The organism is Bacteroides sp. AM54-2NS (assembly GCF_003602935.1).
GTDB classification, from domain to species: Bacteria; Bacteroidota; Bacteroidia; order Bacteroidales; family Bacteroidaceae; genus Bacteroides; species Bacteroides xylanisolvens.
Map to the genome: position 1 here is coordinate 1 of NZ_QTMZ01000056.1, position 14,487 is coordinate 14,487.

8 protein-coding genes and 2 pseudogenes are annotated in these 14,487 nt (G+C 43.7%); all 10 read right to left on the bottom strand.

The window, feature by feature from the left end; translation table 11 throughout:
- Positions 1-206: 206 nt before the first annotated feature.
- Positions 207-1,124 carry a phosphatase PAP2 family protein gene (locus DXA05_RS22525; protein ID WP_004326585.1) on the bottom strand — a complete coding sequence of 306 codons (918 nt, stop codon included), beginning with the start codon at positions 1,122-1,124 and terminating at the stop codon, positions 207-209.
- A 168-nt stretch (positions 1,125-1,292) separates the two neighbouring features.
- Positions 1,293-1,943, bottom strand: coding sequence for a CDP-alcohol phosphatidyltransferase family protein (locus tag DXA05_RS22535; protein ID WP_009040796.1), 651 nt, complete (start codon positions 1,941-1,943; stop codon positions 1,293-1,295).
- Between the two features lie 103 nt (positions 1,944-2,046).
- Positions 2,047-2,514 (bottom strand): GtrA family protein, encoded by a 468-nt coding sequence (locus tag DXA05_RS22540; RefSeq protein WP_081104589.1) that lies wholly within the window; start codon positions 2,512-2,514, stop codon positions 2,047-2,049.
- A gap of 14 nt (positions 2,515-2,528) precedes the next feature.
- Positions 2,529-3,008 carry a phosphatidylglycerophosphatase A gene (locus DXA05_RS22545; RefSeq protein ID WP_004314279.1) on the bottom strand — a complete coding sequence of 160 codons (480 nt, stop codon included), beginning with the start codon at positions 3,006-3,008 and terminating at the stop codon, positions 2,529-2,531.
- 161 nt (positions 3,009-3,169) lie between these two features.
- Positions 3,170-4,459 carry an inositol-3-phosphate synthase gene (locus DXA05_RS22550; RefSeq protein WP_004300682.1) on the bottom strand — a complete coding sequence of 430 codons (1,290 nt, stop codon included), beginning with the start codon at positions 4,457-4,459 and terminating at the stop codon, positions 3,170-3,172.
- 108 nt (positions 4,460-4,567) lie between these two features.
- Entirely contained in the window at positions 4,568-7,120 is a 2,553-nt protein-coding gene (locus tag DXA05_RS22555; RefSeq protein WP_032843283.1) for a DUF5686 and carboxypeptidase-like regulatory domain-containing protein, read from the bottom strand.
- 97 nt (positions 7,121-7,217) lie between these two features.
- Positions 7,218-8,509 (bottom strand): annotated as a pseudogene (locus DXA05_RS22560) (ATP-binding protein).
- 54 nt (positions 8,510-8,563) lie between these two features.
- Positions 8,564-9,912: pseudogene (locus DXA05_RS22565) on the bottom strand (sigma-54 dependent transcriptional regulator).
- A gap of 304 nt (positions 9,913-10,216) precedes the next feature.
- Complete coding sequence (locus DXA05_RS22570; RefSeq protein ID WP_004314284.1) at positions 10,217-11,695, bottom strand: TolC family protein; 1,479 nt, start codon at positions 11,693-11,695, stop codon at positions 10,217-10,219.
- 129 nt (positions 11,696-11,824) lie between these two features.
- Positions 11,825-14,434 carry a PAS domain-containing sensor histidine kinase gene (locus DXA05_RS22575; protein WP_128859651.1) on the bottom strand — a complete coding sequence of 870 codons (2,610 nt, stop codon included), beginning with the start codon at positions 14,432-14,434 and terminating at the stop codon, positions 11,825-11,827.
- Positions 14,435-14,487: the final 53 nt, after the last annotated feature.

The following is a 14,487-nucleotide window of genomic DNA, read 5'->3' on the forward strand; positions in this document are numbered from 1 at the left end:
CCTCCTGATAGTTTACTTTTTCTTTTGCCATAATCATTCTTGTTAAAGGTTACGGCGCAAAGATATGGCGGCTAACAACTTATGTCAAGGCGGAAAATAGAATGGTTACCTTATATCTATTTTTTATATGGGTATATATCTGCTTTTATATGAGTATATACTTGCTTTTTGTATGGGTATATATCTCACTTTATTCACATATAATCTTACTTTATATACGTATAATATCTTTCGAAGAATCTTTTGAACGCCGGGATTCTCATCAATATGTATTCGAATACCAGCCAACCGATTAACGCGCAAGAGATGCCAAGTAATACATCAATGATATAATGATGGCATGAATAAATAGCTGTTCCCCAAATGCCGACCATGATAATAGAGAAAAGAGTAACCACATACCACCTGCATTTACCAATAATGGCATACACCAATGCAACTACCATATAGGCCGCATGCAGTGAAGGCACTGCCGCAAAAACATTAGCATTACGCCCGTAGATAGAATCAAAGATGGTTACTCCGAAGAATGCATCAAAGCGTCCCAATCCTGCAACATTACCCGGTGTGTTTAATATCGGTTCGAAACCGTAGTTGATGGCATACCAAGGCGGAGCGGCCGGATGAATATAATAACCGGCAAAACCAATCAAATTGACAAACAAGAATACTAACGCAAAGCGAAGGTAGGTTTTTCTTTCTTTCTTGAAATACAGGCAAAGACCGAACAGGATGGGAACGGGAACCCAACAAAGGTAGAAGATTCCGGCAAAAACGTCCGCTATCGGCCAGTTGTGTGCAGCGAAGTATTCGCAAGGAGTAACCAGAAGACCATTATCCATTACTCCGAAAAGAGACTTTTCGAGATTATACAGTCCGGCCACATCAATCGGGTTCACTTCGTAGTTGGGGCAAATACGCATCCAGTCATACGAGATTCCAAAAATGGCGAAAGGTAACAGGGCCACAGCCAACTTACGAGTAGGTAATCCGGCAAAAAATAAAACTAAATAGAGTACCGCCATTAACAGGTGCTCGGAACGAAGCCCGATGAAGATACTTGTCAGCAAAAGGAAAAGAGCCATAATGACTGTCACAGTCAGGGCTTCTCTCTTCGACGGCATTTGAATATTCTTTATCATTATAATGTTTTGATTAGACAACTAGACTATTTACTATTAGATTATTTACTATTGGACTATTTACTATTGGACTATTTACTATTGGACTATTTACGATGTACTATTTAGGATGTACGATGTAAATAGTAAATCGTCCAACAGTAAATTAATTCATTCTTTCATCACTTTGTAGCAATGTCTCACACGAGCAAATGCCGTGATATTGGCAAACAGGGCAACAAAAGCCAGAGGAACAATCATAATCAGGATTGGTTCGAAAACGGTGATATCTTTGAAAACGCCACAGAACAAAGCTCCGAGACTGGTCAGCACTACGCGTTCCGGACGTTGCATGAATCCGACTTTACATTCAATTCCTAAGCCTTCGGCACGGGCACGCACATAGCTTACCATCAGTGAGCCGATTAGTGCCACAAATGCAATGAGTGCATAAAGGAAATAATCTTTCATTGATAAATAGTAACAGATACCAAAGAAAGTCATCAATTCACTATAACGGTCGAGTACTGAATCGTAAAGCGCACCGAACTTGGAACTCATGTTGCCTAGGCGAGCTACACGTCCGTCCATCATATCGAACAGTCCGGCAAACAAAATCACACCTCCTGCCCAGCCGATAATGGCCAAATCGTTCTGTCCGCCATATATGCCGGCATATACAAACATACCTGCCGCTACTACATTCAGGATAAATCCGGTAGTGGTGATAAAGTTAGGAGTGATTCCTATTTTAATCATTCCGCGTATCAGGGGATTGATAATCTTATAAATCAACTGTTGTAAATAATCTCTGTAATTCATCTGTTTAAATCTGTTTATAGCTATTTTTATCTAAATCTTCTGTTTTCTCAATCTGTATATATCTAATTCTTTCGTTTTCTCATCAGTCTTTTCAATCCGTTTTTCAGTTTCTTTTTCCGAACAAACTTCTTATATCTATATTCCGGTAAACAAAAAAGCGTTGCATATTATAGTTCCAGAACAGTGCCACGATGACTGCCACTACCACTTTAGGAATAATGAAAAAATCTCCGAAATACAGGCTAAGTGTGTTGCGTACCCAGGGAATCTTCGCTAATGATTCCGTCAGTGCATACGTTCCCCACGTATTGAGCCAAACACTGCAAACCCATACAAGGATAAATTTTACAGCAACGTGTGTTTTCTTTCCTTTCGATTTAAAAGTCCATTTATAGTTGATAACGCAATTAACGATTCCTCCATAGATAGCTCCCGCCAGGGTGGCATATACATAGTAGACATCAAACAGCCTGACCAGAAGAATCGTAACGAGAAAGTCTGCAATAGTTGCCATTTGAGCAGAAAGCTGCGCCCTCAAAAACATGAAGATGCCGCCTTTCTGGGAAATCATCCGTGCAACTTTTTTCAGCCAATCACCCATCTCGCTCCCACTAACAATATAAAACTATACACTCCCGCCAAAACATCGTCCATCATGACCCCTACCCCACCTTTCAGGCTTTCCATACGACGTATGCCCAACGGTTTGGCTATATCAAAGATGCGGAACAAGGCAAAAGCCGCAATCACGTACCAAAACCATTTGTCATCATTGGGAACAGCCAACAACGGTATCCACACTCCCACCATCTCATCTACTACCACACGCGAAGGATCTTCTCCCCAATAAGTCTCCAGCTTATCGGCAGCCCAAATGCCGGCGAATATAAATACAATCACCAAAGCGGCAGTCAGCCATAATACCCAAGAGAAAGGAAGGAGAAAATAAAGTGCAATCCAAATGATAGAAGCCAGTAACGCCCCAGCCGTGCCGGGAGCAAAAGGAGAAAAACCGGAGCCAAAGCCCGTGCCTATAAAAACAGGTAGAAAGGGAGGACGCTTCATTTATTACTAATTACTAATTACAAACTACGAGTCGGTTGTGTCACGAGTCCCCCAACGAATGGGGAATTTGTACAATAAAAAAGTAAAAGTTGAGGTTGAGCATCCACCAGTCTTTATAGGATGGTAAATCTCAATCTCAACTTATTATTTGGGGTTACTGATTAAGCTAAGTAATCAGGTTCTTTTTCACCAATCATGTTACGCAATGTCTGTTTTACCATTCTCCATTGTGTAAACAAGTCGTGTTCGGGCTGATGTTCGAAATCGTGCATCGGACTCTTGCAGAAGAATGACAACCAAGTCTGGATGCCACACATGCCTGCACGCATTGCCAAGTCGCTGAACAACACAAGGTCAAGAGCGATAGGAGCTGCAAGGATAGAGTCGCGGCAAAGGAAGTTCACCTTGATTTCCATCGGGTAGCCCATCCATCCGAAGATGTCGATGTTGTCCCATGCTTCTTTGTTGTCTTTGCGGGGAGGATAGTAGTTGATACGTACTTTATGATAAACATCTCCGTAGAGATCCGGATATTTTTCAGGTTCGAAGATAGTGTCGATTACAGACAGCTTGCTGACTTCTTTTGTCTTGAAGTTGTCCGGATCATCGAGCACTTCACCGTCGCGGTTACCGAGGATATTGGTAGAGAACCAACCGTTCACACCCAGCATACGGGTTTTGAACATCGGAGCCAATACGGTTTTCATCAGTGTCTGACCACTCTTGAAGTCTTTACCGGAGATAGGTACATTCTTTTGTTTAGAGAATTCCCACATAGCAGGAGTATCCACACACAAGTTAGGAGCACCCATCACGAACGGAGCGTCTTCTGCAATAGCAGCATACGCGTAACACATACTCGGAGAAATCACGTCTGTATTGTTTTCCTTCATTGCTTTCTCTAAAGCAGCGAGTGACATGTGTTCGTCAGACAGCGGAATGTAAATTTCAGTACTTGCAGCCCAAAGCACCACTACGCGTTCGCAGTTGTTAGCAGCCTTGAAGTCGCGGATATCCTGACGAAGTTGTTCTACCATTTCCCAACGGGTAGCAGCCTTCTTCACGTGTGTACCGTTCAGACGTTTTGCCCAGTTGTGATCGAAAGCAGCCGGCATCGGTTTGATAGCTTCCAACTCTTCTTTTACTCCATTCAGGTCTTTTTCTTTCAAAACCTCGGCGTACATAGCAGCTTCGTATGCGTTGTCCGGGAAAATATCCCATCCTCCGAAAACAATGTCTTCCAAATTCGTCAAAGGCACAACGTCCTTGATGAGTTTTTCTTCGTTGTTCTCCATGCGCATTGTGGCTAACTGTGTAATAGATCCTATCGGTTTTGCCAGTCCCTTGCGAGAGGCTAGTGTACCTACAATCATCGTGGTAGCTACCGCACCACCCACTCCAACTACCAATACGCCAAGACGCCCGGTAGCGGGTTTAATTTCTTGTTTCATTTCTATTCTATTAAAATTAAACTAAAATTGATGCAAAAATAAGATTAATTAATTACTAATACGGTCTTTATTTGTCATATAAACATTGCAATTAGCAGGATTTAACTTTTAAAAGGTCATGTGGAGACTTATTCTCAAGCCTGATCTGTCAATCCCGGGCGAATCACGATAAGTGAGCCTCCAGATATAGTCCAAACGTAACACCTTGAAAATGTTTTCAATACCGACACCCGCCTCCACATAAGGTGTTTTTCCCATTGTTTGTGTGTTCTCTATCGGAAAAGCGAACAAACCGTCACTCAAAGCCGGGTTGTTTTTATCGCTCAAATGTCCATATAATCCACGACAGGAAACTATTTCTCTCCATTTAAGTTTTTTCAACAACGGTACCCGGTTGAACAGCCATCCGTTGAGGAAATAAGTAACATCCCACGAGAAATACTCATCGTTCATAAACTCCATCGCATTCATCAACGAGTAAGATTCCGGTTGGATGGTATAAGAAAGGTTGGCATTAGGCATGATAAGCAACGGGAAAGGTACTTTATCCCACACTTTACCTGCTTTTAGTATAACGTCCGTATAGCCGAACGCGGAAAACCAGAAGCGTTTCTGAATACCGGCTTCGGTATGATTGTAAGTGTAATCGCTGCCCAACGCTCCTTTTCCGGCAATGGTATGAGACAAGGTAAACACCGGTGCATCCAACGATACGGGAAAACGGTTCCATTGAGTCTGGAAGAATTTCTCATTCGGAGCATAACGCAACTTCAACTCTGCGGCACTGATAGAGAAATCTTTTACCGGGGTGTAGGTATCTCCTTCTTTCTTTAAAAAAGGAATCAGGTAGGAGGACTCATCTTTCCGTGTACGCGCTGTCAACTGGAAAGAAAAGCCGGAATAAAACTCATTGGTATAGGTCATCTCCGCCTGCCGGAAATAGCCGATACGGTCGTCCTTCTCACGTTTCAAGGCCAAGAACACATTGTCTTTGCTTGTATACAGGTAATTTTGTCCGTACTGGTTCACATCTGATTCGTAACGCAATTTCAATGAATGGATGGGAAATTCATTGGCGTATTCTTTCTTCTTCTTGAAAGAATATTCCAGTTCCGCCAATCCTTTCACTCTTTCATCTTTAAACCCGTAAGCCACATATCCTTTGCCAAACAGGTGCGGATTGAGCCAGGCGGTAGTCATACCTCCGGCACGGATACGGGGGCCTTCCAATGTGTTACCGCTGATAGTGGCATTCATCGGGCCGATATAGAAAAGTGGCGCTTCTTTGGAGGTAGGAATATATCCCGTGAAGAGAATGGAAAGCACTTTCTCCGTCCAGTAATACACCGGATAACTGCGTAATTGTGTCATCAGGCGGTCTACCGAGTTTTCCTGCTGGGAGATGGCGGCTTGCGGACGATTCTCCGCCCAGAATGTTTCGGGACGCGACAGGGCTTCCGTCTCTTCAATAATACGTTCGGGTTTGGTGAAGGCTTTGTCGGCTTCGGCAGTCGGCGTAAAGGTGTAGTTGCTGTAATCCGCTACCCGGCGGGCAAAAATACCGTCCTGTCCTTCGGTCAGTTTAAACTCAACAGTGATACTTTCATGATCGAGCAGGCGTGTGCCGTCTTCAGCGCGCTTAAATTCCTGTTCGAGCAACATGTAGTCTACAAAGTTCAGGTTTATCTTTTTGGGAAAGTTGAATACGGCACGTTTAACAAAGTAAGTAGAGTCGAGCGTCACATACAGGTGTCCGTTGAAACCGAAAGACTCGGAATTAAAAGGCGTGAAAGCAAGGTCTGCACAAGGCTCTCCGGCAATCTGCAACGTGTCCATCAGGTAATATTTATAAAAGCCTGTGCCGATACGGGACAAGGGACTGACAAACTTATTCGTAAACAGGGAAATGTTGTTTTCGTAGATATCGACGTCTTTAAAGACTTCATTGATGGCTGCCTGCATCCCTTGTTTAGAAAGAAACTCATCGACACCGGCCTGTTTGCGTCCTTTCACCCATTGCTTCTCGGAACGGGGAGATTTCCGGTAATAGTCTGTGGCAAGCAGTTCACGGGCTGATACCGTCAGAATCGGTTTACCGGTAACGGCAGAAGTATCTACATATTCCGTCAGGAAATCAAATTTACGATATAGCCATTTTTTCTGTTTCTCTTCATCGAAGTTATTCAACGCAAAGGTGGTCTTTTCATAACGTTCGCGTTGCCAGAAGTCTTTCTCGTAGGGAGAGTAGTTGTCACGGCTTTCAATCATACGGCGGACAAATTCCACAGCAGGATTATCTTTCTTCCGGTAGTGCTCACGTTTGGGTTTGACTACCACTTCACCAAGCGCGTATTCGGTAGGCGCAAGCGCTACTTTATAGGATGCATTACGGGCAGGGCGAATGGTGCGGACATAGTCATTATATCCGATTACAGAGATTACAAGCACTGCTTCGGAGCGGTGGGTTTTGAAGTAAAAGCGTCCGTCGCTTCCGGTAGTAGTTCCTTCGGTCGTGTCTTTTAAGCGTACAGATGCATAAGGCAAAGGTTCTTTGGTCAGAGAATCAGTCACCACCCCTTGTACCACATACTGCGCACTTAGCGGAATACTGATAGCCAATAAAAGAAAGAGCGTCAATGTGCCTTTTTTCATTAATCTCATACCTTAAATCCTATTGAATTGAGCGGGGCAAAGGTAGGAGTGATTTCAAGACAAAAAAAGGTCTATTTGACGGAAGAAATGTTCTTATTTGACACAATTAGGGGAAAGTAATACGGAATCGGGTCAGTCCGTCGGCATAGGTTCGCAAAGAGAATGTGCACCCATGACGCATCAGTACTTCGCGAATAAAGATGAGTCCGATTCCCTGACCGTTCGGTTGGTAGAGAAGAAAGGACTGAACAGTTTAGCTTCTGTTTCTTTGCTGATTCCCTGACCGTTATCTATCACTTCAACAGTGGCCGGAGCGAGGGTGCGGACTATTATTTCCCCATCGGCTTCAATGCTTTCCGCTGCATTTTTGATGATATTTACGAGTACTTGCTCAAACAAAGCGGCATCCAGCATCACATCTTTCAGACTTTCGTCTATTTCCATGCGGAGTGTAATGCGACGGTCATTACACATTCCTTCCATAAACCGCTTGCAGGTGAAAACCAAATCATTCAGATTGACAGAAGAGAGTGTCGGTTCGGGGATTTTCACCACATCGGCAAAACGGGTGATGAAACGACTCATCGAGAAACAACGGTCGGTACATACACGCATCACGTCGCAGATGTCTTCCATTCCTTCTTCGCTGGAAAGGGCTTGTTCTACCGTATCCAGTGTGGAAGTAATGCCGGCAGTCGTGTTGTTCACTTCGTGGGCAATCATGCGGATCACTTTCTCGTATGCTTTCTTTTCCGCTTTCATCACTTCGTCGGTGAGGGTTTCTACCAAGTAGAAGGGATGCTGAAATCCACGATCAATGAAAGAAGAATGAGTACACCGGTAGATATTCGAGTCGTTCAGACGGACGGTTACCTTCTCTCCTTTCGGGAGGTTGGCCAATTCCACCGCTAACGGAGAATCAATCTCTTTCATCTTCTTGCCTTGTACGTCTTCCAAACGAACACCCAGCATTTTCAAAGCCATCGGATTCAATTCCGAAAGGTCTTCATCAAGGGAAGTTATAATCACTCCCATCGGAGAAGCTTTAATCAGCAAATCGAGAAAATTATTCTGTTCACGCAGACGGAGACGTTCATTCTTGAGCTGCTCCATCATGCGGTTGAAAATATTCACCACACGATCGGCCTCATATTGACCTACAGGACTAAGGCGGCTACTGAAATCCTGCTCACGCAACAGTTCCATACCGCTTCCGATTGTATTCAACGGCTTCACAATCTTACGATAGAAAAAGGTCAGATAAATGAGGATGAAAAGTATCAGCCCCTCCCCTATGTAGAAAAAGATTGTATTCAGTTGACTGGAAAGGAACAGCAATACACTACCTAATGCCAGCAGCAGAAAGACTAGTATGTAAAAGAATCCTTTTATACGCACGTTATCTGTGGTTAACGGTTAATCTTAATATTATTAGGCACGTGCCTAAATTTATCACATTGTTATATTATATTTTTCGAGACGGCGATAGAGTGCTGCACGGCTGATACCCAATGCCGTAGCTACCTGACTCAAATTTCCTTTGTAACGGTCCAACGCCTGGAGAATGGTCTGGCGTTCTATTTCATCCAAAGTCATACCGGCCAGAGCTGCGCCTTCGGTCACTCTTGCGTCATTGTGGCGAATATACTGCGCATCAAAATCGGAAGCATCAAGCAGCGGTTTACCACTTACCAGAATGGTACGTTCCACCAAGTTCTTCAATTCACGAATATTCCCCGGATAGGGCAATCGGCTCAAGAATTGCAGGGCATCGGCAGAGAACTCCGTACGGGGCAATCCGTTGGTTACCGCCTGACGGTCGGCAAAATGACGTGCCAGCAAGGGAATATCTTCACGACGTTCGCGCAAGGCCGGCAGTTTCACTGTTATCAGATTGATACGATAGAAGAGGTCTTCACGAAAAGTACGTTCGCCCACCATTTTGCGCAAATCGGCATTGGTGGCTGATACTACCCGGATATCCGTCTTGCGCGGACGCTGTCGCCGAGCACTTCAAATGTCTGATCCTGCAATACACGCAGTAACTTCACCTGGCACGAAGGGTCGAGATCACCTATTTCATCCAGGAAAATCGTCCCTTTGTTTGCCATTTCAAAACGTCCGATACGGTCTGCGGAAGCATCGGTAAAAGCTCCTTTCTTGTGCCCGAACATTTCACTTTCGAACAGGCTTTGGGAGATACCTCCAAGATTCACTTTCACAAAGGGATGTTTGGCACGCTGACTGTTGATATGAATGGCCTCGGCTATCAATTCCTTACCTGTTCCGCTTTCCCCTGTAATGAGGACAGAGGCATTGGTCTTTGCGATGCGGGCAATCGTGTTCAACACCTCCATCAATCCCTGGCTACGCCCGATGATGTGGCTGCGGTCGAAAGAATCGCTCTGTTCCTGCGTTGGTTCCTGTGGAGTTCCCGAAAGTTGGAGTGCCGTTTCAATGCGTTGCAACAAGGCGGCATTATTCCAGGGCTTCGTTATGAAATCAAAAGCTCCTGCCTGCATTCCTTGCACAGCAAGTTGGATACTTCCCCAAGCGGTCATCAATATCACTGGTGTTTCGGGACGGAATATTTTTACTTGTTTGAGTAGGGTCAAACCCTCCTCACCCGTTGTAGAAAGAGTGAAGTTCATATCCATCAGGATCAAATCCGGAGCTATGGAACGTACTACTTCCATAGCTTCCCGTGGACCGGGAACGGTCTGTGCTTCATATCCTGCCCGCTTCAACATGAAGCTAAGCGAAGAACGCACTGCGCTGTCGTCGTCAATTATCAGAATCATAGTTAAAATTGCAAGATTCCTCTACCAAGAAAACTTCTTCTTCTGTTTTTTCAATCTTCCAAGAAGAAGTATTTCTTTTTTTATTTCTTTCTTTATTTATAATGGGGGATGAATTTTTCTGTATTATTTACGTATTTTTCATTTCCCGAGTGTTAAAATCGAGTTTCAAAGGTACTATAAATAGTTCGTAATACCAAATGAATCAGGCATAAATACGCAATAGTCTGTTTGCAGACTTGAAAAACTTTTCCCATAATCTCCGGCAAGTTCCTCCATAAGATTCAAAAGCTTTTTCCTACCCTTTCTATCGCCGGATGATTTCATCAAAATCAGCTTCAAGTTCGGTATTGGTACGAAAATCCCATAGCGTCAGACTGCGAATCTGATAATAATAATACCAATAATAATAAAGTTCGGAAATATGTTTCTGTCTCGCATCATCTTTAGAGTTCTGCGCATCATTCAAATCCAAGGTATTGATTTTACCTATCAGGAAAGTTTCAATACTTGTTTTATATCGTTGCTGGGCTATCGCATCGGCTTCTTTGGCTATGTCCAACTGTTGTGCCTGATTATTGAAATGCTCCACCAACAGAAAAATGTCCTGGTTGAAGTTTATCTGTTCCTGACGAATTTTTGAAAGCACTACATCCCGGTTACTCTTGGCTACCCGGACTTTCCCACGGCGTTTTCCCCAATCGAGAATCGGAATCTTAACGCCTACCTGAACAATTTGATTATCCTGCAAGTTCCTGTAAACGGCCGGAAAATTCCGGTTCTCACCCGTATATCCTACGCTTGCAAACAAATCGACACTACGCAAATTTCCGCGTGCAGTAGCTACTTCATAATCGGCTTCCAACTGGCGGCGACGGATATTCTGTGCGAATGAATTACGTTCCAATGCTTTATTTAACACCTGATTGTACTCCATCCTCGGGCCATCCACAGCTTCGGGAAGAACCGGGTTTAGTACTTCATCCTCTCCCACTCCCAAAAAGGCACGGAGCTGGAACATCTTGGCATTGAGATCACTCTCTGCTTCCGTCAATGCTGCTTTCGCATTCAAAGCGGAGAGTTTCAACTGCAAGAGTTCATTCTCGGAAATCTGCCCCATTTTGCGTTTGGCAAGGGCTACTTCATAAAGGTGGTCGGCATTTGTCTGGTTCTGTTTCGCCGTGCCAAGATTTTCTTTTGCCAACAAAAGATTAAAGTAATAAGTGATGGCACGCATCGTCACTTCTTCGGTAGCAGTGATAAAAGCTGCTTTCGCTTCGGCATAACGAACCGGTTCGATGCGTCTGTTCCACTTTATATTATTGACTCCAAAGATGGGTTGTGTAAGTTGTAATGTGACAGGAACCGACATAAAATGTCGGTCTCCTCCGGCTCCCAATTGCTTGATATAGTCGAGAGAAGAAGTCAACGAGAGTTTACCACCGGTAAGCCAGATATTTTGATCGATAGAAAGATCACCGGTAAGCCCCAATGTATTATTACGGACAAAACCGTAAGAACCGTCCGAATTTTGATAGGAACTATACGATTTGTTATAATTGGGCAGGGTTCCGGTCAGGTTGACTTCCGGCAGAAGATCGGCACGAAAGGTGCGAAATTCCCAATAGGCCGTTTTCAATTCATTCAAGGCAACGGCGGCGTCAACAGATTGAATACGCGCCATAGCAATGGCTTCATTCAAGGTTATTTCCCTTTCCTTCTGTGCCGACAATGCCAACGGCAGGCAAACGGCAGCAAGAGCAAACAATATACTTTTCTTTTTCATTATGCACAGTATTTTCCACTATGAGAGAATCAAACGATGTGCCAAAAAAGTAAAGTTTTTATTATCAACAGATTAGAAAATAAGAAAAGTGTCCATTTTCGGACACTATGCCCAAAAGTGAACGTTCGATTATTCGCAGTAGTTAGGAAGGCGCACAGTGAAACGAGTGCCTTTACCTACTTCGGAGGTGACGGAGATGGTACCATTCAGACGTTCGATGATAGTCTGACAAATACTTAATCCCAAACCTGCTCCTTGGGTGAAATTATCGACTTTATAGAATCGTTCGAATATATGACGGATACCTTCTTCAGAAATACCGACTCCGGTATCCTCCACAAAGATACGGGTGTAGCCGGGAACCTCATCGTCTTCATAGCCGAAAGTAATGAAACCGCTGCTCGTAAATTTAGCAGCGTTATTTATCAGATTATTCACGACTTGCTGCAAGCGTACATTATCTGTCGTAAGATATTTCTTATCACTTTCGGGCATACGCAACACCAGTTCTACTCCCGGTGGCATATTCAAGCGTTGAGAATCATGGACGGTCTTTAATAACAACGGCAGGTTATGCTCGGCGAACATAAATTCCATGGTTCCCGATTCGATACGTGACAAATCAAGAATATCATTAATCAAAGCCAGCAACAGGCCACAATTCTTATTAATGGTTCCGATAAACTGGGCAATCTCTTCGCTTGTAAAACCACTCGTATCGCTTAGCAAATCGGAGAAACCTACAATCGCATTCAGCGGAGTCCGAATCTCGTGACTCATGTTGGCAAGGAACGCCGATTTCAGTTTGTCAGCCTGGAGGGCTTTATCACGGGCCTCTCTCATTTCCTGCTCGGCAGTCTTATATCGCTGGATACTCTGACAAACACCTAATATATTGTACAATGAATCTTGTGTCAATCCCGTGATTACGGAAGAACGATATTCCCACCATTCATACTCTCCGTTGACATTCCGCTGACGGAAGTTCAGACGGGTATTAGAATCTTCCCCGGTCAATGCTCTGTCAAACAACGGTCTTATTTCTTTCAAATCGTCAGGATGGATAGTGCGATCCATTTCGTCACGAGGGATGGTAGTAACCGACTCATCGTATCCAAGACGTTTCAAGAAACCTTGCGGAAAAATGAAACAGTTCGTTTCCATATCAAACTGCCACGGATATATGGAGCTTTCGTCTACCGCCATATCAAAGAAACGTTTCTGCATTTCTTCATCCGAAATATTCCGCGCAGAAAGTGCCATACCGGTAATCGCGTCCTTTGAACGGATCGGAACTATTTCCCCCGACACCGGGAAGTACTTATCACTATGCACTTCTTTCATGAAAGCTCCCTGCGGTATCTTCACACTTTCTCCTTTTGAAGCTACTTGCTTCAGCATTTTATGAAGAATGTCCTGACCGTTATAATATATTTTGAAGATACTGCCAGCCATCATTCCTTCATAAAAACGCCCACCTGCCTCATACGGCAAATGAAGCATTTGTAATAAGGAACGGTTTGTAAAATGAATGTGCAAATCGGTATCATACGTTATCACACCATCACGGATGGAATGAAATACATTATCGAACTCATTACGCTGTTCCACCAGTTTATTCTGTACCAGCAGACGGGTCTGTGCCTGAATCCGTCGTTTGGATTCACGCCGGTTGGCACGCATCAGCCACACGATAGAGGCTATCAACAATGCGAGGATAGATGGATAGAGAAGTATAAAAAGGTATTTATATTTCTCCCAATATGGTTCATTGACTATGGTTCCGCTAGAGGATACTTTATCAGAGTCGACATGGAAAAAATCTAATTGCTTGTAGTCAAAGATGAATCCCTGTGTAATTTCCGTCACTCCTATATCCCGGGGAGAGGTACCTTTCAAGACCGAAGCAGCCCTTTGAGCAGCCAATGATGCAGAAGTATAGCTGTCGGCATCATAAGCGCTAAACACACCGTTAGTCAATCCTACATTTTGAGTTGAAAATACGGGAGCTTTTGAGTTTTTACCTACAAATGAAAGGAAAGGCGACCATTTAGGAGCAACAACTAAACGTTCGTAGCTGTTACGAGGGTAACAAATTGCCGCAATGATATGACTAGTCGTATGATTTTGGGTATTATAGATTTTCATTCTATAATCCGGGTTATCTTTCTGAAAGATTTTCCACTCTTCTTCAAAATCTTCAAGCCCTTTGTTACTTAAAAAGCTGTTATCTATCACACAAACAACTTCTTTCCGGCGGGGAAATATCTTTTGTGCCTGACGTAATATGACGTCGAAATCCGGATTGGCTGTGAATCCGCAAACATTGGGATGAGCAGTAATCAACTTCGTATCAGGATACTTAATACCGAAAAACACCACCGGAATCTGCAAAGGCAACGAATCTCCACACGCAAAAAGGGTATAAAAAGCTTCATCACTCGCAGTTACAATCAAATCTGTCTGCCTGTCGCGGGCACGCTGACAAAAACGACGCATGATTACCTTCTCGGAATTGAATGCCCAAAAATCCGCATCAAGATATTCCGTTGTTATGTTCACCTTCAAACCACTCTCTTTAAACCCTTTAGCCAAGCCCTGATTAAGGTCACTGTGCCAAGGAGTCTGCGAGGTGTAAGACTGTATAAAAAGGATATTGAATGTACGTTCCGCTGCCGCCGCCTGCGTAAGAACAGCAAAAAACAGAACTATAAACATACAATAATAGCGTCGATTCATATAGTTAAAACCTGCGGTGTTTTCAATATTATGCCGACAAAGATACGTTAAAT